The organism is Arthrobacter sp. Y-9 (assembly GCF_029690065.1).
Classification (GTDB): domain Bacteria; phylum Actinomycetota; class Actinomycetes; order Actinomycetales; family Micrococcaceae; genus Arthrobacter_E.
In genome coordinates this window covers 3,049,155-3,071,244 of record NZ_CP121463.1, presented here as the reverse complement: position 1 = coordinate 3,071,244, position 22,090 = coordinate 3,049,155, and the positions used below count along the sequence as shown (strand labels likewise).

Genomic DNA, 22,090 nt, shown 5'->3' with positions numbered 1-22,090 from the left:
GACCGGCGTTCTAGAGCACGCGTTCCGGCCGGGCCAGGATCCCCGGCACCAGCTGGGCCGCCAGCGCGGCGGCTCCGCGGACCACCAGGAAGCCCGCCACGAACACCGCTGCCGTCGTGATCACGGCCAGTGGCTGAACGAAGACGGCGAAGCCCACCAGCGGGAACAGCAGACCTGCGGCGCACGCCGCGGAGCCGCCCGCCACGACCCACAAGGCCGACATGACGGAACGGCGGCTCGCCTCGACCATGACGGAGCGCGGCATGCCGAGCCGGTCCAGCGAGACGTGCACGGCGGCGCGGTCGAGGGTTGCCGCGGCCTGGTTGATCCCGACGGAGCACGCGACCATCACGAACGACGCGGCCACCGTCACGAGCACCCCGGTGGAGATGTCCCGCATGAGCCAGCGCGAGCCGTCGTCCATGGGGTGGTCCTCCGTGATGGCCGCCATCGCGAGACCGACCGCTCCGAACACTCCGACGAAGCTGGTCATCGCCACGCCGCTGACCTGCCGCCATGCGGCCTTCGGGTCCTCGAGGATCATGCGTGCGGCGAGCAGCTTCGCGACGGTGGGCGCCTTCCGGTGCCGGCGGCGGGCCACGACGCGGATGAACCAGGGGCCGATGAAGTTGAGGGCGAGGAGAGCGCCGCCGAACACCACGGCCATCGCGATGATCATCGCGGCGACCCCGCCGAACTGGCCCAGCGCACCGATGCCCTGCATGAGGAGCACGCCGACGACCACGATCCCGGCCGCCACCAGCGCGCGCACCCAGTGGGCGGTGCCGGCGCGCTGGCGGGTGCGGACGCCCAGTGGGGTCACCACCACGGACCGGAGCCCGACGACGGCGCTCACCGAGGCGAGCAGCACGATCCCCAGCGCCAGGAGGGGCACGACGGCCCAGGGCAGCCAGATCTGATCGCCCAGTGCGGAGCCCCTGAAATGGAGCAGCCCGAGCAAGGGCGCCGTGGCGCAGTAGAGGACGACGCCCAGAAGGGAGCCGAGCAGCGCGGTCGTGGCGGCCTCCAACACTGTCAGGAGGGTGACCGTCCCCGTGGACGCGCCCAGGAGGCGGAGCGAGGAGAGGCGGTCATCCCGGCGTCGTGCGGCGAGCTTCGCGGCCGAGGCGCCCACCGTGCCGAGCGGGACGAGCAGGAGGACCAGCGCGATGACGGCCAGGACCTGGTAGGTGATCGCGAGATCGTCGTCCCAGCGGAAGAAGGCCTGGGCGCCGCCCGTGACCAGCAGCAGAAGCGCCGTGACGAGGGCGAAGGACAGGAGCGGCAGCAGGATCGCGGCGCGGTCGCCGTCCTGCCGGCGCCGGAAGAGCCCTGCCAGCCGAAGTGAGGTCCGCAGGGTGTTCATCGGGCGGCACCGCTTCCGAGACCGAACGCACCCGAGGCGGGTGCCGCGGCGCCGGTGTCGGAGACGATCCGGCCGTCGCTCAGGGTCACGATGCGGCCACAGCGGCGAGCGACCTCGGGATCGTGGGTGACCATCACCAGGGTGCGTCCTTCACCGACCGTGCCGAGCAGCAGGTCGAGGACCTCCGCGGACGTGGTCGAGTCGAGGGCACCGGTGGGCTCATCCGCGAAGATCAGGCGGGCGCCGGTGATCTGGGCCCGGGCGATCGCCACGCGCTGCGCCTGACCTCCGGACAGCTCGCCGAGCCTGCGGTTCTCCATCCCGGCCAGGCCGAGGTGGGCCAGCCAGCGGGCGGCCTCCTCCTCGGCGTGCGCCCGGGGGACGCCGTTGAGCATGCGTGCCACGGCCACGTTCTCCAGGGCCGTCAGCTCGTGGAGCAGGAGTCCCTGCTGGAAGACGAAGCCGAACTCCTCGCGGCGCAACCGGGCGCGGGCGCCGTCGTCGAGGGTCTCGACCTGAAGGGGCCCGGCGTCGGAGACGAAGGTGATCGAACCGCTGGCCGGCCGGATGATGCCCGCCAGGCAGTGGAGGAGGGAGGTCTTGCCGGAGCCGGACGCGCCCATGATCGCCACCGACTCGCCGTGGCCGATGCTCAGGCTGACGAAGTCCAGCGCCGGGAGCGGCGCGCCGGGGTAGGAGAGGGACAGGTCTCTGGCGTGGAGGATCGTGGTCATGACTCCAGTCTTCCGAAGCCTGGGGGCGGGCACATCGGAGCAGGAGCGGAGTCTGAGCGGGGCGGTTCATACCCCGGTATGAAAGCGACGACGGCGGGTGTGCACCCTCGCGCTGAGAGCGCACACCCGCCGTCGCCGGCCGACCGGGACGGGGCGGCCAGGCGGCTCGCCCTGTCGCCCTACTTCCGGAGGTCCGCGGCGATCTGCTGCATGACCGTGGGGTCCGCCAGCGTGGTCGCGTCACCCGGATCTCGGCCTTCCGCCACGTCCTTGAGCAGACGGCGCATGATCTTGCCCGAGCGGGTCTTGGGAAGTTCCGGTACCACCAGGATGTTCTTCGGCTTGGCGATCGGACCGATCTCCTTGCCCACGTGGGTGCGGAGGTCCTGGACGATCACGTCTCCCGTGTCCTCCACGCCTTCGCGCAGGATCACGAACGCCACGACCGCCTGGCCGGTGGTCTCATCATTGGCGCCCACCACGGCGGCCTCCGCCACGGACGGGTGGCTGACCAGCGCTGATTCGATCTCCGTGGTGGAGAGGCGGTGGCCGGAGACGTTCATGACATCATCCACGCGGCCGAGCAGCCAGACATCCCCGTCGGCGTCCTTCTTGGCGCCGTCGCCCGCGAAGTACATGTCATCGAAGCGGGACCAGTAGGTGTCCTTGTAGCGTTCCGGGTCGCCCCAGATGCCGCGGAGCATGGACGGCCAGGGCTCGCGGATGACCAGGAAGCCGCCGTGGCCGTCCGGCACGGACTCGCCGACCTCGTCCACCACGTCCACCGCGATGCCGGGCAGCGGCACCTGGGCCGAACCGGGCTTCGTGGCGGTGACTCCGGGCAGCGGGGAGATCATCATGGCGCCGGTCTCGGTCTGCCACCAGGTGTCCACGATCGGCGCCTTGTTAGCGCCGATGACCTCGCGGTACCACATCCAGGCTTCCGGGTTGATGGGCTCGCCCACGGAACCGAGCACGCGGATGGAGGAGAGGTCGTACTTCTCCGGGATCTCGCGGCCCCATTTCATGAAGGTCCGGATGGCCGTGGGAGCGGTGTAGAGGATGGAGACTTTGTACTTCTCCACGATCTCCCACCAGCGTCCCTGGTGCGGGGAGTCCGGGGTGCCTTCGTACATGACCTGGGTGGCGCCGTTGATGAGCGGCGCGTAGGTGACGTACGAGTGACCGGTGATCCAGCCGACGTCGGCGGTGCACCAGTAGACGTCCGTCTCCGGGTGGAGGTCGAACACGTTCTTGTGGGTGAACGCCGCCTGGGTCAGGTAGCCGCCCGTGGTGTGCAGGATGCCCTTGGGCTTCCCGGTGGTGCCGCAGGTGTAGAGGATGAAGAGCGGGTGCTCGGAGTCGTGGGCCACCGCGGTGTGTTCGGCGGAGGCGCCTCCCACCACGTCGTCCCACCACTGGTCGCGGCCCTCGGTCCAGGACACCGGCTCGCCGTTGCGCTTGACCACGACGACGTTCTGCACCGTGTGGCCGTCCGCAGCGAGCGCTTCGTCCACGGCGGGCTTCAGCGCGCTTGGCTTGCCGCGGCGGTAGGTGCCGTCGGCCGTGACGACGAGCTTCGCTTCGGCGTCGTCGATGCGGGAGCGCAGAGCGTCGGCCGAGAACCCGCCGAACACCACGGAGTGGATGGCGCCGATCCGGGCGCAGGCCAGCAGCGTGATGACGGCTTCCGGGATCATGGGGAGGTACACGGCGACGCGGTCGCCCTTGCCGACGCCGAGGGATTCGAAGGCGTTCGCCGCCTTCTTCACCTCGTCGGTGAGCTGGGCGTAGGTGTAGCTGCGGGTGTCCCCGGGCTCGCCTTCGAAGTGGATGGCCACGCGCTCGCCGAGACCGTTTTCGACGTGCCGGTCCAGCGCGTTGTACGCCGCATTGACCTCGCCGCCCACGAACCACTTCGCGAAGGGGGCGTTGCTCCAGTCCAGAGCGGTCTCGAAGTCTTTGTCCCAGCTCAGCAGCTCACGCGCCTGCCGGGCCCAGAAGGCGGGGCGATCAGCTGCGGCTTCCGCATACAGGCCCTCGCCGGCGATGGCGCTCGCCGCGAACTCGGGGGTGGGGGCGAAACGGCGGTTCTCCTGGAGCAGGTTTTCCAAGGCGTCACCTGCGGCTGGAGTGGTCTCTTCAGACATCCTGGATCCTTCTACTTCTTCGTTGAGGTGCATTCCACCGACCACCTTAGTCCTCCGCTCCGACAAATGAGTGTCCGCGGTCACACTATGGACCACGGTGAACAGGATGCCGGTGGGGCCCGCGGGCCGATCCTCGACACGAGCGGGACGGGATGCAGCGGGCGATTTGGCGCTTTTCTGGAGAAATCTCAGGGAGCACCGCCGCGTGGGGCCTGGCGTTCTCAGGCAACACTTCTCCCGGCCGGGCCGTCCGGCCATTAGGCTGGTGACAAGTCCGCAGCATGACCTCCATCGACAGGAGAACACAGCCGATGTCAACGCCAGAGTTCAACAACCAGGGCGGGCCGGAAACGCCTGGCCAGCAGAACCCGGAGCGGAATCCGTGGGGACCTCCGGGTCAGTACCAGGGCCAGCCGCAGGGGCAGCAGGCGCAGCAGCTTCCGGGACAGTACCCGGGCGGACCGCAGAGTGGCGCCTCCGCGGGTGCCCCGTACGGAGGCACGGGCACGCCGGGACACACACAGGGACAGCAGTACGGCCAGCAGCCCGCTCCTCAGCAGACCGCGCCCGACTACGGCCGGCAGGCGCAGGGCGGGGGATATCCCGGCCCCGGTTACACCCAGGCGCCCGGCGCGGGCCATGGCGCACCGGTGAGTCAGCAGCCCGAGGGCGGAAAAGCCCTCCTCGGCCCTCTGACTCTCCGTGACGTGCTCGTCCTGGTCGCCGTCGTGCTGCTCCTCGTGAGCAACGGCCTGGGGAACTTCGGCCGCCTCGGCTTCATCCCGAGCCTCGAGTTCCTCGGCCTCGACCTGATTCTTCCGCTCGCGGTCGGGGTCGGCTTCGTCATCCGCCGGGTCAGCCCGACCACCAAGCTCCGTCTCGGGTCCTTCTCCCTCGACCAGCTCGCCTCCGTGCTGGCGTCCCTGGCGCTGCTGGGCGCGCTGAGCCGGATCGGTCTCCTGCCGTTCCTGGGGTACTACGCCTACATCAACTGGACGTCGGTGATCCTGAGTCTCCTCGGTGCCGCGTTGCTCTTCGTGACGACCGTCCTGGCGCGCTTCATCCCCGTGTTCGCCGCTGATTTCACCGGCCGTCCCGAGACGCCCGCCCACGTCGTGGCGCGGGATGCCGCTCCGGCGAATCGTCCCGAGCAGCCGGTGCACTCCGGTCCGTCGCACTCCGGTCCCGCTGCGCAGCAGTATCCGAGCACCCCGGGCTACGGGAACCACCCGGGTGGTCCGGCGCAGGGCGGTGCGCCTCAGGGTGCGCCGTCGCCGTACGCTCCGCAGGGCTACCAGCCGCAGCAGGCGCAGCAGGGCTCGGCCTGGGCTGCCCCGGCTGCCGCCGGCGCGGCAGGTGTGGGCGCAGCCGCCGCGGCGGCCGCAGCCTCCTCGGCTGCCCCGGAGAACCCTTCCGCCGGGCACGGTGCGCCTGCTGGCGAGCCGGCGGATTCCCCGGCCGACGACGCCGCGTCCTCGCCGTCCACGTCCCGGCACCGCGCGCCGGAGGCGCCTGAGCCGTCTGAGCCGTCTGAGGCGCCGGAGGGCCTGGGCGAGGGTGTGGGCGAGGCCCGCGACGCCGGATCCGCCAGCTCGGCTGAGGAACCGTCGTCCGCGCCCGCCGCAGGAGCTGTGGATTCCGATCCCGAAACGGTCACCGGTTCCGGCTCCGATGTCGGCACCGGCTCCGCCGCCGCTGACGTGCAGACGGACGAGCAGTCCCCGACGCAGGACGACTCGTCGCTCGCCGCGTCCGACCCGATCGTGGGTGACGAGGTTCTGGCGACCGCCGACTACGACGCGTCGGAAGGCCCGTCCGAGGACGACCTTCTGAAGGAGGCCCAGTCGCACGTGGCCGAGGCCCCGGAGCTTCCGGAGCCCGTGCTCGGCGTCCCGACGCTGAACGAACCCGTCGAGGAGCCCGAAGAGGAGGAGTTCTTCGCTCCCCACCCGGACGATGACTCCGACGTCACGGTGCTCCGCAGTGCGCTGAATACTGGCAGTGCGCCCACCACGGGGGCGGGCAGCGACTCTGCCGGCGCCGCGGAGCCGACCCCGGCTGAGGACGCCTCTCCCGCAGGTTCCGGGTCGGCCGAGTCGATCCACGCCGTCGTCGATCCGCACCGTGAGACGGAACAGCCCGCGCAGCAGGCCTTCTGGTTCGCGGTGCCGGAACGGCGCGTGGCGCTGGACGAGCGCAGTGGCGCCCCCGTCTTCGACCTGGAGCCGGGCAAGTGGATCCTCGCGCTGCAGGAAGGCCCGCAGGGTCTGGTGGTCCAGAACGAGGACGGCCGGATCGGCGTGCTGCATGACCTCCGCAACATCGAGCGGGGTTCCTGACCCGCAATGACGAAGAACACCGTGGCGGCCGGCGGCGAAAGCCTGCTGGCCAAGAAACGCCGGGCGCGGAAGATCAACAAGGTGCTGGGGGAGTTCTATCCGTACGCCCACCCCGAGCTCGATTTCCGGAACCCGTTCGAGTTGCTGGTCGCCACGGTGCTCTCCGCGCAGACCACCGATGTGAGGGTCAATCAGATCACCCCCGCGCTGTTCGCCCGCTATCCGGGCCCCCGCGAGATGGCGCAGGCCGAGCTTCCGGAACTGGAAACCATCATCCAGCCCACCGGTTTCTTCCGGGCCAAGGCGCGGAACCTCGTGGCGCTGGCGACGCGACTGGTCGACGAGTACGACGGCGAGGTCCCGCCGTCCGTGGAGGACCTGATCACCCTGGCAGGCGTGGGCCGCAAGACGGCCAATGTGGTGCTGGGCAACGCGTTCGGCATCCCCGGCATTACGGTCGACACGCATTTCGGACGTCTCGCCCGGCGCTTCGAGTGGACCACTTCGGAGGATCCGGTGGTGGTGGAACGCGAGGTGGGCGAGCTGGTGGAACGCAAGGAGTGGACACAGCTTTCGCACCGGGTCGTGTTCCACGGCCGCAGGGTGTGCCATTCCCGGAAGCCGGCGTGCGGCGCCTGCGTGGTGGCCCAGTGGTGCCCGTCGTACGGCATGGGGGAGACGGACCCCGTCAAGGCGGCCAAGCTTCTGAAGTACGAACTCGCTCCCGGTCAGGAGGAACTCCGCGCCGCGTATCTGGCCGCGGTGGAGGATCCGGCCGAGATCCGCATGGCTTCTCAGCGAGCACTGCTGGCCGAGTCCGCTTCGTGAGCGCCCTGCAGGACCTCCGCCGATTCGCCGGCGAGGCCGGAACCGTCCTCGCTGAAGAGCTGGGTGCACGGTGGCGGCTCACGCTCGCCGAGCCCGACACTGCCCGCGACGCCGCGGTCCTCATGCTCTTCGCCCCCACGGCCGGAAGCGCCGCGCACGACCCGGATGGTCTGGGACCGGACGACCTCGACCTGCTGATGCTTCAACGCGCGACGACGCTCGGTAGCCACGCGGGCGAGATCGCCTTCCCTGGCGGCAAAGTGGAGCCCGACGACGCCGACGAGGCCGCCGCTGCTCTGCGGGAGGCGGTCGAGGAGACGGGTCTGGACCCGGCCGGTGTGGACGTGGTCGGGGTCCTGCCGTCGCATCCGCTGCCCTACAGCAACTTCATGGTCACTCCGGTCCTGGCCTGGTGGCGCGAGGCGAGTCCGGTGTTCGTGGTGGATCCTCGGGAGTCGGCCCAGGTGTTCCGCATCCCCGTGCGGGACCTCCTCGATCCCGCCAACCGGGTCACGGCCAGCCTGGAACGAGCCGGAGTCACCTTCGAGTCCCCGGCCTTCCTGGTGGAGGACATCTTCATCTGGGGATTCACCGGCAAGCTGCTGGAGGAGACGTTCCATTACCTGGGGTGGGCCAAGCCATGGGACCCGGAGCGGAAGCACTTCTTCACGCTCTGAATCGCGGCGGGGTTCCGACCGGCGGTCGGTAGTCGGTGAGAGGGGCGGCGCAGCATCATTTGGCCTGATCGTAGGAATCGACCACCGCCACCGTGAGCGGAAAGTCCACGGGGGCCGTGCCGAACAGCAGCCGCCCGGCATCCCGGGCCGCGCTTTCCACCGCCTCGACACAGTCGGGGATGAGCTCTTCGGGGGCATGGACCATGATCTCGTCGTGGAGGAAGAAGACGAGTTCGGCGGGGCCCGTGATCGGCCAAGACGAGGATCCGGCCGTGCCGGTATCGCTCTCCTGAACCTCCGGCACGGCGGCCCTGAGCTCGTGGAGCCTCGACCGGATTCCCGCCAGCCAGCACTCGGCCCACTCCGCCGCAGTTCCCTGGACGACGAAGTTGCGGGTGAACCGGCCTCGTGACCTGGCCCAGGAGTCCGCACGGCGCTGTTCTTCCTGCGTCTGAGTCCGCTGGGCCGCGTCCCACGCCGCACCGGGAGGCGGGGTGGTCCGGCCCAGCCACGTGGAGACGGATTCCCCGCGTTCCCCGCGTCGGGCGGCGTCCTCCACGAGCCCGATAGCCGCGGGATACAGTTTTTTCAGCTGAGGCATGAGCCGGGCGGATTCGCCGGTGGTCGCACCGTACATCGCACCCAGAAGGGCGACCTTCGCCGAGGAACGGCTGCCCCCGAACCCGGCGTCGGCGATCTCCGCGTACAGGTCCTGGCCGCGGGCGGCGGTGGCCATGCCCTGATCGCCTGACATCGCCGCCAGAATGCGCGGTTCCACCTGTGAGGCGTCGGCGACCAGCAGTTTGTACCCCGGTAGCGCCCGGACCGCGTTCCGGACGGATTTCGGGATCTGCAGGGCCCCGCCTCCTCGGGACGACCATCGTCCGGTGACCACGCCTCCCACCACATAGTCCGATCTGAAGCGCCCGTGACGCACCCAGCTGTCCAGCCACGACCAGCCGTTCGCCGTAAAAAGCCGGGAGAGCTTCTTGTACTCCAGCAAGGGGGCGATCACCGGATGGTTGAACTCCTGCAGTTCCCACTGCCGGGTGGTCCGCACTTCGATCCCGTTACGGTGCAGCGCTCGCAGCAGGTCCTGCGGCGAGTCCGGGTTGAGCGAGGGCGAGCGGAGCAACTCCCTCATCTCCGTCACGAGGCTCTCCATCTTCCGGGGCCGCTGCCCGATGGCAGGTTCCGGGCCGAGCACGTCCTCCAGTAGTCGGCGATGGGCAGCCTGGTCCCACGGAACGCCCAGGAACTGCATCTCGGTGGCCACCAGGGCCGCCGCCGACTCCGCCGCGACCAGCAGGCGCAGCCGGACGGGCGAGGTGGAGTCCGCGATCGCCTTCAGCTGAGCGGCGAACTCCTGGCGCGTCAGTTCGTGGTCCCGGGCTCGGCGCGGTGCGTCGAAGAGACTGTCCTGGACCTGCTCCACAGGGCCGGCGTCAGGGCTGGGGTACTCCGTGGAGCCGCTGATCCGGGTAGCCATCTCCGCATAGTCCGGATCATGCACCCGAGAGGAGAACCGCAGAATCGTGCGGATCAGGCTGATGTCATGACATCTGGCCACCCGCACGCCGGCGGCCAGGAGACGGGGGTAGAAGTCGTGCACCGTGTCCCATGCCCAGCGGGGCTGCTCTCCTTCGAGCGACAGCACTTCCGCGGGGAGCTCTTCCGCAGGGACCCGCCACGGACTGCCGATCGTCACGCCCGAGGCATCGAGGCGGGACAGGTGTGCCCCGCCGTCGTCGTCGGGGGTGATCAGGATGTGCATGGTTCCATTCTCCCGGGTGGCGCCGACGTTTCCCGACGGGGTTCTCGCGGTGTGGATAAGTGGCTGTGAGGCGTGTCCACATCGCGGAGCCGGCCCATGCCGGCACGCCCGATTCGCCAGCAGGCTGGATTCATGAAACGACGTATGCAGAGCGCGGCGGCACCTCTTCCAGCCGCGCAGGTCTCCCCCGGATCCCTGGAAGCGGGTGCCTCCGGACCGGATTCCTTCAGCGCGCCATTCCTCCTGATCACCGGACGCGCCGTCATCCGCGAAGCCGTCAGGGCCGCTGCCGCTGCGGCCGGTGTCCGGCTGCGTGTCGTCGAAGACGTCCAGAGCGCGCTTCCGGAGTGGGACCGGTCCAGAGCTGTGATCGTGGGCGGAGACGTGCTGGAACTGCCGGTTCGCCGCCGGCCGGTGGATGCGCTGCTCGGCGCCGAGGATGACCCCGGGCTGTGGGACCGTGCGGCGATGTGGGGTGTGGAACGGGTCGGCGTCCTGCCCGCCGCCATGGGCTGGCTGGCGGAGTTCCTCGGCGGCATGGGCACAGTGCGCGACGGCGGGCTGGTCACCGGGGTCTGGGGCGCCGCCGGAGGAAGCGGCACCTCGACCCTCGCGGTCTGGCTGGCGGCGCAAGCGGCTGAGCAAGGAGTGCGCGCGGTGCTCGTGAACACCGCGGCTCAGGACGCCGGGTGGGGATACGCGCTGTCCGCCACGGAACTGGTGGGAGCCGGATGGACCGAGCTGAACTCGAGCGGAGGCGCGATCAGTCCCGAACGCCTTGCGAACTCCTTGCCGCAGGTCTCCGGGTTCTCGGTCCTCACCTGGACGGCAGCCCGCGCCGAGCCGGGAACGGCTATTCATGATCCTCGCGTCCTGGATGCGGCGCGCAAGGCGTATGACCTGGTCATCCTCGATCTTGCGGATTCCACCTTGCACCAGCTCGCGTGGTGGTGCGACTCGTTGACCGTGTGCGCCCCTCTCACTCTCAGCGCGGCCGTCCGTGCCGGCAACGAGCTCGGTCATGTGCCGGTGTCCTCTCCTGGACTCGTGGCCCGGGCCCACCGAGGACGGGGTCCGGAAGCGGCAGAGCTCGCCGGGAGGTTGGGTCTCGAGTATCACGGCCTGATCCCGCCCTTGCGGGGCGTCGCTGCCGCGGCGGATGAAGGCCGCCTGCCCGCGCTGGCCCACGACCGCCCCGTGCGGAAGGTGGTCCAGGCGGTGCTGACTCACGTCGGAGGTGGTGCCCGATGACCGAGACACCGGACGAGCGAAGGAACCCGTCGGATCTCCCCGGGCCGGACAGCGGACGACGCCGAGCGGCCCGTTCGGCCACTCCACGCCGGCGGCGTCCTTTCGAGGCCATCGGCAGCGGACCGGATGATGGCTTCGCCCAGAGTCCCGGCAACGGACACGGCGTGGATCAGGCGCTCCTCGAGACGATCCGCCAGGACGTGCTGAGCTCACCCGGCCCCGTGACCACCGAACTGGTCGCCGCCGCGGTGAACTCGACGGGCCGGTTCCTGGGGCCTTCCGTGGCGCTCGCGGCGGTGGAGAGCATCAACGCGGAACTGCGTGGTCTGGGGCCGTTACAGGTGGTCGCCGACGTTCCGGGAGTCACCGACATCTTCGTCAATGGCCCCGACGACGTCTGGTGGGACCGCGGTTCCGGGTTGGAACGGATCGCTGTGCCCTTGGGGCGTGAAGAGCAGGTGCGCGCCCTCGCCCAGCGGTTGATCTCGGCCGGGGGACGACGCCTGGACGAAGGCAATCCGTGCGTTGATGTGCGGATTCCGGGCGGCTACCGGGTTCACGCGGTCATCCCGCCGTTGTCGCCCGACGGCACCGTGCTGTCCATCAGGATCCGCCGCGATCAGCGATTCACGCTCGCTGAACTCGGCGAGGCCGGGATGTTCACTCCGGACCTCCAGGCTGTGCTCCGTGCCTTGATGATGCGACGCATGAACTTCTTGATCAGTGGCGCCACCGGCTCCGGCAAGACCACTTTGCTGTCCTCCTTGCTGAGCCTCGCGGGACCGCAGGAGCGGCTCGTCCTGATCGAAGACGCGTCGGAGCTCGACCCCGGACACTCCCATGTCATCAGGCTCGAGTCCCGGCATGGAAACATCGAAGGCAAAGGAGCGATCGGGCTGCGTGAACTCGTCCGGGAGTCCCTGCGCATGAGGCCGGACCGGCTCGTGGTGGGGGAGTGCCGCGGCGCAGAGGTCCGTGAACTGCTCATGGCCTTGAACACCGGACATTGTGGGGCGGGGACGCTGCACGCGAACTCGGCCGATGACGTGCCGGCGCGTCTCGAGGCCTTGTGCGCCTTGGCGGGGATGGACGGCATCGCCACGGCGGCCCAGGTGTCGAGCGCGGTCGATGTGATCATCCATCTGGCCCGGACATCGACGGGACGGGAGATCCGCGAACTGAGTGTGGTCCGCGCAGTCGGCGGCCGCTTGACGACGGAATCCGTCTTACGTCACTCCGGCGGGCGAGTGACGCACGGGCCGGGCTGGCAGGCCTTCAGGACCCGGCTATATGGCGAGACGGAGTCGTGATGCTCTTCCTCGTCTTCCTGATGGCGGCGCTGCTGGTCGCCGGTCCCGGACAGGGCACCTGGGTGTGGCGGGACCACTGGCGTTCAGGTGACGGCCACTCCCGTCGCGGTGGTGGGGAGTTCTGGAACGGCACCCTGGCCACTTTTCGGAATCGACTCGGTCGGGGCGCTTCCGGTGCCCGGAAATCCGTCGCTTCGGATCTCGAAGCCATGGCTGTTCTGGTCCACCATCTCAGTGCATTGCTGAGTGGAGGGCGCAGCCCGGCCCAGGCGTGGCGGGAACTGCTGGACCTCGAGCGGACGGACCCTGGGCTGCCGACCAGGTCCGGGCCGGGCGGGAGCCGTCTGGCGGATGCGGGACCGCTCGTCGCGGCGGCTCAAGCGGCTGCTCTGGGGGAAAGCCCTGCGCTCGCCATTCACCGGCACGTGACGACCGGACAATTCGCGAAGGTGTCCGGTTCGTCCGCCCGGCAGTGGTCCAGGCTCGCCGCCTGTGTCCGGGCCAGCGAACTCAGCGGCTGTCCACTGGCAGAGCTGCTGGCGCGATTCGCTGTTGACCTCGAACATTCCGCTGACGCGGAGAGGTCTCGCCAGACGGCGCTCGCCGGTCCCCGGGCCAGTGTCGCGTTGCTCGGCTGGCTGCCGTTCTTCGGGCTGGGCCTCGGACTGCTTCTGGGCGTCGACCCGGTGACCATCATGCTGCAGTCACCGCTCGGCGGGCTATCCGTGGGTGCGGGCCTCGTCTTCTGGTTTCTCGGACGGGTCTGGTCTTCGCACTTGGTGCGCCAGGCGGAGGCGGCGCCATGACGGGCCTTCTGCAGTTTCTCGCCCTGCTGCTTGCGTGCTGGTGTCTGACCAGTGCCAGGCCATCGAGCGCCGCGGTTCTGGCCCGGAGGACAGCCACCGCCCGGCAGAGATCCGGCGAGCCGGCCAACCCGTCGGAGACCTTCGCGAGTGCCGGAGCAGTGGAGGACAGCGCCCTGCTGCTCGAACTCGTCGGGGTCCTGCTGGAGGCCGGACTCAGCGTGCAGCGCAGCCTCGAAGTGCTGGCCGAGTGCACGGAGCCGGCCATCGCAGCTCAGCTTCGAAGGGTCGTGGCAGGTCTTGCCATGGGCGGAGCGTGGGATGAAGCCTGGCGCAGTGCATCCGGAGCCGGGCTCCCTGCTGGCGTGAGCCCTAGCCGGTCGGGTCAGGGCGGGTTCGCAGGCCGCTTCATGCGTGGATCCGCACCGGGACTTCACCCGGCCCTACAGGCCGTGAAGCAATCACTGGGATTCGCCGCACTCAGCGGAGCACCGTCGGCTCACAGCATCCAGTCCAGCGCTGCGGCAGAGCGGCGCAGGATTCTGCGGGAATCCGAGCGCCGGGCCGCGACTCTGGGGGTCCGGCTCGTCCTGCCTCTGGGGATGTGTTCACTGCCGTCGTTCATCTGTCTGGGCATCGTCCCGGTGGTCCTGGCGCTCCTCCCCGGAGTCATCTGACATCGCCCAGGCGGGAACCCACTGAACACCGCAACTGATCCAAGCAACCCTCATTCGAACAACCACAGAAATTCAAACAACCACAGAAAGGAAATCTCCATGCAGAACAACACTTCTCCTTCTCCAGCGGACGTGAGTATCCCGGAACGCCGCACCCTCGCGGGCGGAGTCCACGCAGGGGTCGCCCGATGGCCGAGGAGCCTTGCGGGCGAGTGCGCCGTTCTCTGGCTTCGTGTGGCCGGATTCCTCTGGCGCTTCCGCACCAGGCTGGCCAGAACCTGTTCAGGGCAGGCCGGGACCTCGACGGCGGAATATGCCATCGCGACCTTGGCCGCCGTGGCGTTCGCCGGGCTCCTGGTCGTCATCATGCGCAGCGACGAGGTCCGAGGATTCCTGCTGAACATCATCCGCACGGCCCTGGCGATCCCGTGAGAGAGCGCCGTCGCGGCCACGGGAGGCCGGGCGAACGCGGCACGGTGACCGCGGAGTTCGCGGTGACGTTGCCGGTGGTCGTCTCCCTCCTCGCGATACTCCTGGGAGCCGTCGCTGCCGGCTCCCAGCAAGTGCGCCTTGAGGAGGCGGCCCGGGCCGCATCGCGTGCTCTCGCCCGCGGTGACAGCCAGGAAGCGGCCAGCGCCGGTGCTCTCCGACTGGCAGGGGACCGCGCGTCGCTGGAGTTCCACGACGACGGCGCGGGCTACGTCCGCGCGACCGTCAGGGCACCTGCCCCGGGAGTCATCGGCGCCGCGGTTCCCTGGGTCCAGACGGCTCAGTCGACGGCGGCCTTGGAAGATCCCGGAGGAACTCCATGAACCGCTGGCAGGATTCCTGCTCGGCTGCTGAGGAGACCCACAGGCCGTTGGAACGTGGCTCGGGCACCATGCTGTCACTAGGACTCGGGCTGGTCCTCGTCATCGCGGTGCTGCTCGTCGTCCTGCTCGGACAGGCGGCCTCGCTGGCTTCCCGCGCGGCCGCTGCGGCGGATCTCTCAGCGCTAGCGGCCGCGGACGCCGCGCGTGGCTTACGGGACGGAGATCCGTGCACCGTGGCGGCGGAGATCGCCTCCAGGGACGGAGCGCAGCTGGACTCCTGTGAACTGCAGGGGCCTACTCGAGACGTCGCGGAAATCCGGACGAGCGTCGGTGGCGTGTTCGGGGTGGGGCGAGGCGAAGGGCGTGCGCGGGCGGGTCCCCCGCCTGAGGACGGGGGTGGTCCTGCGCCGGTCGTCACCGGCGGGCACTGCCTGATCGGCTTGCGCGGCCCGCGTAGCCTGGGCGGCCCAGTCGGCGGGAGCGTCCTGCACGAAGACCCCTACACCTCGCCGTCGAGCGTCTTCGGGCCGGTCCAGTCATGGGCGTCCTTGAGGAAGGCCTCGAGCAGGACCAACGCCCCCGCCTTGTCGAGCGGGTTGTTCTTGTTACCGCACTTCGGGGACTGGACGCACGAAGGACAGCCGGATTCGCACTCACAGGACAGGATGGCCTCGCGAGTGGCTGCAAGCCAGGTGCGGGCCTTGGCGAACGCCCGCTCGGCGAAGCCTGCCCCGCCGGCGTGCCCGTCGTATACGAAGATCGTGGGGTGCCCTGTGTCGGCGTGCAAGGCCGTGGAGACACCGCCGATGTCCCAGCGGTCGCTCGAGGCCACGAGTGGGAGCATGCCGATCGAAGCATGTTCCGCCGCATGCAGGGCGCCCGGGAATTGCGCCTCCACCAGACCGGCGTTCATCAGGCGCTGGTTGCCCACCACGAACCACACCGCCTTGGTGAACAAGTCGCGTGCCTCCAGGTCGAGAGGCTCCTCACCGAGCACCTCATTGGAGGCCAGCGACTTCCTCTGGAAGGAGACCACTTGAGTCGTCACCTTGACCTCGCCGAAGTGAACCGCGACGTCGCCCCATGTCATGGAGCGGTCCACGGACAGGACTTCCACCTGGGTGACGTCCCGGGCGGTGGTGTAGTAATCCGGATTGGCTCGCCGGACCAGGACGGTGTGGTCCTCTTCATCCAGTTCCTCCACGAGGTAACTGGAACCCTGATGGATGTAGACCGCTCCCCGGTGCGCCTGGTAATGCGTCTGGGGAGAGTCCATCGAGCCGAGCAGGGCACCGGTGTCCGCGTCCACGATCCGAGCGGGTCCACCGCCGTCATCACGGATGCTGACCATTCCCGCCGCGCTCTGGGCGTGCGTCCAGAACCAGCCGGCGGGGCGGCGGCGCAGATAGCCGCGTTCCACCAGGGTGTCCAGCATGGCGCGGGCGGTGGGGCCGAAGAGCTCCTCATCTCCGGGCCGCAGTGGCTGTTCAGCCGCGGCGGCGCAGAGGTGCGGGCCCAGGACGTAGGGGTTGGACGGATCGAAGACCGTGGCCTCCACCCCGACGTCGAACACGGCCTCGGGGTGGTGCACGAGGTAGGTGTCGAGGGGGTCGTCGCTGGCGACGAAAGCGGCCACGGCATCCTGACCTGCCCGCCCGGCACGACCGATCTGCTGGAAGAAGGATGCCCTGGTCCCGGGCCAGCCGGCCACCAGGACAGCGTCGAGGCCCGAGATGTCGATGCCGAGTTCCAGGGCGGAGGTGCTGGACACCCCGAGGAGTTCCCCGGAGCGCAGGGAGGCCTCCAGCGCCCGGCGCTCCTCGGGGAGGTACCCCGAACGGTACGCGGCGATACGACCCGGGAGACTGGGATCCACGTCGTCCAGAAGGCGCTTGGTGATGGAGGCGATCCGCTCGGCCCCTCTGCGGGACTTGATGAAAGCGATGGTGCGCACATGGGACGACACCAGATTGGCGAGCATGTCGGCGGATTCGGCGATCGCGGTCCGCCGGGTCGGAGCTCCGTTCTCTCCCTCCAACTCGGTCAGCCGGGGTTCCCAAAAAGCGACCGTGGTGGCACCCCGGGGAGAGGCGTCCTCCGTCACCGCGGTGACAGGTGCGCCGATCAGCCGGGAGAAGGATTCCGCGGGTTCAGCGGCCGTGGCGGAGGCTGCGAGGAACACCGGTTCGGCGCCGTAGTAGGCGCAGACCCGGCGAAGGCGCCGCAGCAGATTCGCCACATGGGAGCCGAAAACGCCCCGGTAGCTGTGCGCCTCGTCGATCACCACGTAGCGCAGGCGGCGGAAGAACCGGGCCCACCACGAGTGGTTCGGCAGGATGCCGTGGTGCAGCATGTCGGGATTGGCCAGGATGATGTTGGCGTGCTCGCGGATCCACCGGCGTGAACTCGCGTCGGTGTCGCCGTCGTAGCTCTCGGCCCGCAGCGTCCCCAGGCGAAGCGAACGCAGGGAGGCCAGCTGGTCTGCTGCCAGTGCCTTGGTGGGGGCGAGGTAGAGGACCGTGGCGCCGTCGTCGTGGAGCTTGCCCGGCTCGGCGAGCACCCGCAGTTCCGAACGGTGGACGGCGTCGACGGCGGGCAACTGATACGCCAGGGACTTGCCGGAAGCGGTGCCGGTGGCGATCACCACGTGGTTACCGGCATGAGCCCGCTCCGCCGCAGTCACCTGGTGCTCGTACGGGGTCTCGACCCCGAGCCGCTGGTATGCCGCCACGACGTCGGGGTGCGCCCATTCCGGCCAGGAACCGTGGCGGGCCTGACGCGAGGGGATGGTGCGGACGTGCTGAAGCTGTTCCGGTTCCGCGGAGCGGCCCAGGAGAGGGATCAGCGAGTCAGAGGAGCGCACCGGAACATTGTGTCACCCGCGGGCGGGACCCACTTTCGCCGTGGAACCGGGTCAGTCGGATGGCCTGAGCGGCGCGCCCTCGTCAGACGGCTCGCCGTCCGCGAATTCGCGCTCAGCCCACCGCGAACGCCGGCCTCAGCCGTCCGGCCTGAGGGGCATTCCACGCGGACGTGCGGCACCAAGGATGCTGGAACCGGACGCTCAACCCGCTCAGATGTCGGCGGGCTTCTGCTCCGTGCTGGAGAACATGACGACGGCGCAGACTTCCTGCCAGCCGAGGTGGGAGTACAGCAGGCGGCCGTCCGCGGAGGCGAGGAGCAGGCCGGTTTCCACCGGGTGCTCGAAGGACCGTGCCGCCAGGGACTTCATGATGAAGCTGCCGAGGCCGCGACGGCGGAAGTCGTCATGGGTGACGATCTGGTCGAAGACCGCCACGGTGCCATTGGTCACGAACACTCGCCCGCTGGCGGCCACGACGTCACCCGCGCGGACCTCCGCACGGTGGGAACCGTCCACGACCGTGTAGCTGACTTCGAGGTCATCGTCCGGGAGCCAGGGATCCTCGGTGTCCTGGGTGTCCATGTCGACGATCATCATCGACTCGGACGTGGAATTGAGGAAAAGGCCCTCGGAATCACCGAGGGCGAGGTACTTCTGGGGGTCGCGGGTCAGGACCGTCAGGAGACGTCCCGGCACCTCGCGGGTGTGCTGTGCGAGGGTCGCGAAATCCTCGGCCGACGGGTCCACCGCGAAGAACTCGCGGGCCTTGACGGTGTCGTCACGGTCCACGGCAGGGAAGGCGCCGACGCGCTCCACCGAATAGCCTCGGCAGCCGGCCCAGCCGTCCACCCAGACATCCAGCAGGCCGTCAATGTCTTCCATCAGGGTCTCCGCAGTCATGATTCGAGCCTATGACAGGGCCGGTTAAAGCGACAGCCGGTATCAGTATCTTGTCGGTAAACTCTCAGTCTCAAAGTCATCTCGACGCCGGCTGGACGCGAGCCCGCGCCGCCCGGGACAGCCCCGATCCGCCGGAACGTTAACCTTTAACGGTGGCCCAGAACAAGATTGCCCTCTATTACGCCTTCGCCCCCGTCGCCGACCCGGACGCCGTGCGGCTGTGGCAACGTGCGCTGTGCGAGAAGCTCGGTCTGCGGGGCCGCATCATCATCTCGAAGGACGGCATCAATGGCACCGTCGGCGGTCCCATCCAGGCCGTGAAGCAGTACGTCCGCACCACCAAGGAGTACGGCGCCTTCCGGAACCTCGACGTCAAGTGGTCCGACGGCGGGGCGGAGGACTTCCCACGGCTGAGCGTCAAGGCCCGTGAGGAGATCGTCTCCTTCGGGGCGCCGGGTGAGCTGAAGGTCGACGACCAGGGGGTGGTCGGCGGTGGCACGCATCTCTCGCCCGAAGCGCTGCACACCCTGGTGGCCGAAAAGGAAGCCGCAGGCCGGCCCGTGCGGTTCTTCGACGGGCGCAACGCGTTCGAGGCGCAGATCGGCAAGTTCAAGGACGCGATCGTGCCGGACGTCGCCACCACCCACGACTTCATCCGTGAATTGGACTCGGGGAAGTACGACGACCTCAAGGACCAGCCGGTCGTCACGTACTGCACGGGCGGCATCCGTTGCGAGGTGCTGTCCAGCCTGATGGTCAACCGCGGCTTCACCGAGGTCTACCAGCTCGACGGCGGGATCGTGCGCTACGGCGAGAAGTTCAAGGACAAGGGCCTCTGGGAGGGCTCGCTCTACGTCTTCGACAAGCGCATGCACCTCGAATTCAGCGACGAGGCGAAGACCATCGGCGCCTGCGCACGCTGCGCCGCCCCCACGAGCGACTTCCACAATTGCAGCAACCCGGAATGCCGCACTCTGACCCTCTACTGTGCCGAATGCGCCGCGGACCCGGAGAAGCTGCGCTGCCCGGACGGCTGCCAGGTCGCCTGAGTCCGCCCGGCGCACTTACCCGACACCCCGACGGCGGCAGCCCCCGCGCCAGCCGAGGGATCGCGCCAGCCGGCCCAGCCCTGCCGCAGGCACTCGGGCCGCCCCGCAGCCCTGCCCGCTCCAGGCAGCCCCGACTGCGGCAGCCCCCGGCTCAGCCCTTCGGGACGAGCTGGAACGCGTAGATGATGGGGGCGTCGACCGTGGACGCCTTGACACTGAGATCACCGGCCGGGAGGGACACGGTCACGACGTCCTTGTTGCCATTGCAGGCGCTCGTGGCGTCGGCCACTTCCTTGCCCGCCACGGACAGGGTGAAGTACGTCTTGCCGTTGCCTTCGCAGGTCATGGTGAAGGTGTAATTCCCCGACTTGAGGTGGTCGAAGGACGTGTCGGCCGGCTGGCGGTCCAGCAGCTTGCCGCTGCCGCCCAGAACGGCGCCCGAGGCCGAGGGCAGGGCCGTGGCCTGCCAGGACGGGACGTCCACCTGCTCGATGCCCGGCCGCTGCACGCATCCTGACACCGTTCCGAGCAGCAGTGCGCCGAGCGCTCCCGCCGTGAGGGCGCGGGTGAGGACAGTCATGCGGGAGGTCATGCATCTACGCTACCGCGCGTCGTCGTGGTCCCCGTGCCAGTGCCCGGCACCGCGCCCGGGCAGCCAGCGGCCGACGACGCCGGCCGTGCCGCTCAGGCTGGAAGTCGGGCCGGCCGCGTGTGACCGTTCAACCTCATGCCGGCCCCGTAGAGCAGTGTCGAGCAGACGAACGTCGGGAGCGTGGCGCCGAGGGGACTGGGCCACACGAAGCTCAGCACCACCGAGACGGCGGCGCCGGCGGCCCAGCTCGCTACCGCCACCCAGTTGACGCCCCCGGTGTACCAGAACGCCCCGCCGGAGGCCCGCAGCAGATCCTTGCCGTACCGCGCACGCTTGAACCAGTAGTAGTCGACGATGACCACGGCGAACACCGGGACGAACAGTGAGCTGATGACCGTCAGGAAGGACGTGAACTGGTCGAGGAGCCCCAGCCAGGCGGAACCGGCGATCGAGACCGTCCCGAGGATGAGAGCGGCGGGAAGGAACCGGACGCGGCCGTCGGGCCGGGCGTTCACCACGGTGGTGGTCATGCCGTAGACCACCATCGAGTTGGTGGCCATGACGGAGAAGAAGATCACGAGCGCGAGCGGGATGCCGAACGGGCCCACGATGGTGACGGGGTCGAACGAGACCGCGTCCCCGCCCGAGAGCACCACGTAGCCGAGCGCGGTGGCGCCGAGCAGCATCGCGACGATGGTGGAGAGCGAGTAGCCGATGCCGCCACCGAGGACTCCGGCGCGGGTGCTGCTGGCCATGCGGTTGATGTCGGCGGACAGGACGGTCCAGGAGACCGCCGTGGCGATGACGAGGTCGAGGACGATCGCGGGCGTCGAACCGAGAGCCGGGTCCACCGGGATCGCGGCGAACTCCGAGGGGGCGAAACGGCCCAGGGCCGTGGCGAAGACCCAGGCGATGACCACCAGGATCACGACGGCGAGCCACGGCTCGACGCGGGAGATGCCCGAGTGCCCGAAGATCGCCAGGATCACCACGAGCAGCTGGCACAGCATCGAGAACAGGACCGGATTGCTGAAACCCGTGAACTGGTGCACCACGTGATTGACGGTGACGCCGGCGAGCATCGCCTGCACCCAGCTCCAGCCCATCAGGATCACGACGTTCGCCCCCACCGGCAGCAGCGAGCCGCGCAGGCCGAACGCGCCGCGGGTCACGGCCATGGTCGGCAGACCGGTGCGCGTGCCGATCGCGCCGATGGATGTCAGGACCACGGCGCCTACCAGCGTCCCCGCCACGATCATCGCGACGGCGGTGGGGAACGGCACGGCGGTCACGAACAGCGTGCCCGTCAGCAGCGTGGTGACCACCAGGTTCGCGGCGAGCCAGATCATCCCGATCCGCGCGCCGGACAGGGTGCCCTTGACGGGTCCTGAGCTGTCAGCTTCCGCGGAGAGCCGGGCGTCGAGTCCTGCGTACACCGTTTTCAGGGACACGCGTCACTCCCCGGGGACGGTGGAGAGGTGCTCGTGGACGGCGATCAGGCCGTCCCCTTCGGTGCGGAAGACGATGGTCTCGCGTTCGGTGCTGCGCTCGACGCTGCCGTCCCCCGGGTCCACCGTGGTGTCGACGGTGTGGGTGAAGACGGCCATGCCGGGATAGCACTGGATGAGGGCGTCGCGGGAGACGCAGTCGAGGACGGCCCAGCCCTCCGCGCGCCAGCCATCCCAGGCGCGCTCGTAGGAGGCACGGTCGTTCAGGCGGTGCTGTTCGGGGTGGAAGACGAACGTGGCGTCCTCGGCGAACGTGCCGAAATACGCGTCCCGGTCATTGGCCCGGAAGGCCTGGACGATCGCTGCGGCAGCCTCTTCGACGCTGGCCTGGGTGGGTGTCTCCATGATGCTCCTTCGAATCGACGCCGGGCGGAACAGCGGGGAGCCCGCAGGTTTCGCGTCAGGCAACATGTGATGCTACTGGAATAACAATTGGCGGGGTAGAGGCGGGCGCTCA

Annotated in this window: 19 protein-coding genes and 1 pseudogene; 11 read left to right on the top strand and 9 right to left on the bottom strand. The window is 69.2% G+C overall.

The features are described 5' to 3' along the window. Positions 1 to 10: 10 nt before the first annotated feature. The 3 genes from P9849_RS13920 to acs form a co-directional block, all read right to left on the bottom strand. Positions 11 to 1,366, bottom strand: a complete 1,356-nt coding sequence (locus P9849_RS13920) for an FtsX-like permease family protein (RefSeq protein WP_278267324.1) — start codon at positions 1,364 to 1,366, stop codon at positions 11 to 13. Then, positions 1,363 to 2,100 carry an ABC transporter ATP-binding protein gene (locus tag P9849_RS13915; protein ID WP_278267323.1) on the bottom strand — a complete coding sequence of 246 codons (738 nt, stop codon included), beginning with the start codon at positions 2,098 to 2,100 and terminating at the stop codon, positions 1,363 to 1,365. The genes P9849_RS13920 and P9849_RS13915 overlap by 4 nt, the downstream gene beginning before the upstream one ends. A 179-nt stretch (positions 2,101 to 2,279) precedes the next feature. Next, positions 2,280 to 4,250, bottom strand: a complete 1,971-nt coding sequence (gene acs / locus P9849_RS13910) for an acetate--CoA ligase (protein WP_278267322.1) — start codon at positions 4,248 to 4,250, stop codon at positions 2,280 to 2,282. 311 nt (positions 4,251 to 4,561) lie between these two features. Between acs and P9849_RS13905 the strand changes: the two genes are divergently transcribed. The 3 genes from P9849_RS13905 to P9849_RS13895 are packed head-to-tail and all read left to right on the top strand — an operon-like array spanning position 4,562 to position 8,094. After that, positions 4,562 to 6,589, top strand: a complete 2,028-nt coding sequence (locus P9849_RS13905) for a hypothetical protein (RefSeq protein WP_278267321.1) — start codon at positions 4,562 to 4,564, stop codon at positions 6,587 to 6,589. Between the two features lie 6 nt (positions 6,590 to 6,595). After that, positions 6,596 to 7,417 (top strand): endonuclease III, encoded by an 822-nt coding sequence (gene nth, locus P9849_RS13900; protein WP_278267320.1) that lies wholly within the window; start codon positions 6,596 to 6,598, stop codon positions 7,415 to 7,417. Beyond that, the gene (locus P9849_RS13895) at positions 7,414 to 8,094 is read left to right on the top strand and encodes a CoA pyrophosphatase (RefSeq protein WP_278267319.1); all 681 of its coding nucleotides are present in this window, start codon (positions 7,414 to 7,416) and stop codon (positions 8,092 to 8,094) included. Before nth ends, P9849_RS13895 begins: the two co-directional genes overlap by 4 nt. A 55-nt stretch (positions 8,095 to 8,149) precedes the next feature. Here the strand turns inward: P9849_RS13895 and P9849_RS13890 are convergent, their stop codons facing one another. Beyond that, a complete protein-coding gene (locus P9849_RS13890; protein ID WP_278267318.1) occupies positions 8,150 to 9,868 on the bottom strand; it encodes a bifunctional 3'-5' exonuclease/DNA polymerase in 1,719 nt (572 codons plus the stop codon). Between the two features lie 132 nt (positions 9,869 to 10,000). Here P9849_RS13890 and ssd point away from each other — a divergent pair, with 132 nt between their 5' ends. From ssd to P9849_RS13855, 7 genes and pseudogenes are all read left to right on the top strand, one after another. Beyond that, positions 10,001 to 11,119: a septum site-determining protein Ssd gene (gene ssd / locus P9849_RS13885; protein ID WP_278267317.1), complete on the top strand. Its 1,119-nt coding sequence runs from the start codon at positions 10,001 to 10,003 to the stop codon at positions 11,117 to 11,119. Further along, complete coding sequence (locus P9849_RS13880) at positions 11,116 to 12,429, top strand: TadA family conjugal transfer-associated ATPase (RefSeq protein WP_278267316.1); 1,314 nt, start codon at positions 11,116 to 11,118, stop codon at positions 12,427 to 12,429. The genes ssd and P9849_RS13880 overlap by 4 nt, the downstream gene beginning before the upstream one ends. Further along, the gene (locus tag P9849_RS13875) at positions 12,429 to 13,235 is read left to right on the top strand and encodes a hypothetical protein (protein ID WP_278267315.1); all 807 of its coding nucleotides are present in this window, start codon (positions 12,429 to 12,431) and stop codon (positions 13,233 to 13,235) included. Before P9849_RS13880 ends, P9849_RS13875 begins: the two co-directional genes overlap by 1 nt. After that, positions 13,232 to 13,909, top strand: a complete 678-nt coding sequence (locus tag P9849_RS13870) for a type II secretion system F family protein (RefSeq protein WP_278267314.1) — start codon at positions 13,232 to 13,234, stop codon at positions 13,907 to 13,909. The genes P9849_RS13875 and P9849_RS13870 overlap by 4 nt, the downstream gene beginning before the upstream one ends. A gap of 99 nt (positions 13,910 to 14,008) precedes the next feature. Next, the gene (locus tag P9849_RS13865) at positions 14,009 to 14,341 is read left to right on the top strand and encodes a DUF4244 domain-containing protein (RefSeq protein WP_278267313.1); all 333 of its coding nucleotides are present in this window, start codon (positions 14,009 to 14,011) and stop codon (positions 14,339 to 14,341) included. After that, positions 14,338 to 14,721, top strand: a complete 384-nt coding sequence (locus tag P9849_RS13860) for a TadE family type IV pilus minor pilin (RefSeq protein ID WP_278267312.1) — start codon at positions 14,338 to 14,340, stop codon at positions 14,719 to 14,721. Before P9849_RS13865 ends, P9849_RS13860 begins: the two co-directional genes overlap by 4 nt. Then, positions 14,718 to 15,041: pseudogene (locus P9849_RS13855) on the top strand (Rv3654c family TadE-like protein); the annotation flags it as partial. The gene P9849_RS13860 and the pseudogene P9849_RS13855, both read left to right, overlap by 4 nt. A 179-nt stretch (positions 15,042 to 15,220) precedes the next feature. Here P9849_RS13855 and P9849_RS13850 read toward each other — a convergent pair. Together P9849_RS13850 and P9849_RS13845 are read right to left on the bottom strand one after the other, a co-directional pair. Beyond that, on the bottom strand, positions 15,221 to 17,584 hold the full coding sequence (locus P9849_RS13850; protein WP_278267311.1) for a DEAD/DEAH box helicase: 2,364 nt from the start codon (positions 17,582 to 17,584) through the stop codon (positions 15,221 to 15,223). A 210-nt stretch (positions 17,585 to 17,794) separates the two neighbouring features. Next, entirely contained in the window at positions 17,795 to 18,484 is a 690-nt protein-coding gene (locus tag P9849_RS13845; protein WP_278267310.1) for a GNAT family N-acetyltransferase, read from the bottom strand. Between the two features lie 152 nt (positions 18,485 to 18,636). Here P9849_RS13845 and P9849_RS13840 point away from each other — a divergent pair, with 152 nt between their 5' ends. Then, entirely contained in the window at positions 18,637 to 19,533 is an 897-nt protein-coding gene (locus P9849_RS13840; protein WP_278267309.1) for a rhodanese-related sulfurtransferase, read from the top strand. Positions 19,534 to 19,684: 151 nt separating this feature from the next. Here P9849_RS13840 and P9849_RS13835 read toward each other — a convergent pair whose 3' ends face one another. The 3 genes from P9849_RS13835 to P9849_RS13825 all read right to left on the bottom strand — a co-directional run bounded on the left by P9849_RS13835 (position 19,685) and on the right by P9849_RS13825 (position 21,978). Next, positions 19,685 to 20,125, bottom strand: a complete 441-nt coding sequence (locus P9849_RS13835) for a hypothetical protein (protein ID WP_278267308.1) — start codon at positions 20,123 to 20,125, stop codon at positions 19,685 to 19,687. A gap of 92 nt (positions 20,126 to 20,217) precedes the next feature. After that, on the bottom strand, positions 20,218 to 21,576 hold the full coding sequence (locus tag P9849_RS13830; RefSeq protein ID WP_278267307.1) for a cytosine permease: 1,359 nt from the start codon (positions 21,574 to 21,576) through the stop codon (positions 20,218 to 20,220). A 3-nt stretch (positions 21,577 to 21,579) separates the two neighbouring features. Next, positions 21,580 to 21,978, bottom strand: a complete 399-nt coding sequence (locus tag P9849_RS13825) for a nuclear transport factor 2 family protein (RefSeq protein ID WP_278267306.1) — start codon at positions 21,976 to 21,978, stop codon at positions 21,580 to 21,582. Positions 21,979 to 22,090 lie beyond the last annotated feature (112 nt).

Bases quoted from the DNA above. Each gene is read 5' to 3' on its own strand.
- P9849_RS13920 (WP_278267324.1), bottom strand. From the start codon at position 1,366: ATGAACACCCTGCGGACCTCACTTCGGCTGGCAGGGCTCTTCCGGCGC.
- P9849_RS13915 (WP_278267323.1), bottom strand. From the start codon at position 2,100: ATGACCACGATCCTCCACGCCAGAGACCTGTCCCTCTCCTACCCCGGC.
- acs (WP_278267322.1), bottom strand. From the start codon at position 4,250: ATGTCTGAAGAGACCACTCCAGCCGCAGGTGACGCCTTGGAAAACCTG.
- P9849_RS13905 (WP_278267321.1), top strand. From the start codon at position 4,562: ATGTCAACGCCAGAGTTCAACAACCAGGGCGGGCCGGAAACGCCTGGC.
- nth (WP_278267320.1), top strand. From the start codon at position 6,596: ATGACGAAGAACACCGTGGCGGCCGGCGGCGAAAGCCTGCTGGCCAAG.
- P9849_RS13890 (WP_278267318.1), bottom strand. From the start codon at position 9,868: ATGCACATCCTGATCACCCCCGACGACGACGGCGGGGCACACCTGTCC.
- ssd (WP_278267317.1), top strand. From the start codon at position 10,001: ATGAAACGACGTATGCAGAGCGCGGCGGCACCTCTTCCAGCCGCGCAG.
- P9849_RS13880 (WP_278267316.1), top strand. From the start codon at position 11,116: ATGACCGAGACACCGGACGAGCGAAGGAACCCGTCGGATCTCCCCGGG.
- P9849_RS13875 (WP_278267315.1), top strand. From the start codon at position 12,429: ATGCTCTTCCTCGTCTTCCTGATGGCGGCGCTGCTGGTCGCCGGTCCC.
- P9849_RS13870 (WP_278267314.1), top strand. From the start codon at position 13,232: ATGACGGGCCTTCTGCAGTTTCTCGCCCTGCTGCTTGCGTGCTGGTGT.
- P9849_RS13865 (WP_278267313.1), top strand. From the start codon at position 14,009: ATGCAGAACAACACTTCTCCTTCTCCAGCGGACGTGAGTATCCCGGAA.
- P9849_RS13845 (WP_278267310.1), bottom strand. From the start codon at position 18,484: ATGACTGCGGAGACCCTGATGGAAGACATTGACGGCCTGCTGGATGTC.
- P9849_RS13835 (WP_278267308.1), bottom strand. From the start codon at position 20,125: ATGACCTCCCGCATGACTGTCCTCACCCGCGCCCTCACGGCGGGAGCG.
- P9849_RS13825 (WP_278267306.1), bottom strand. From the start codon at position 21,978: ATGGAGACACCCACCCAGGCCAGCGTCGAAGAGGCTGCCGCAGCGATC.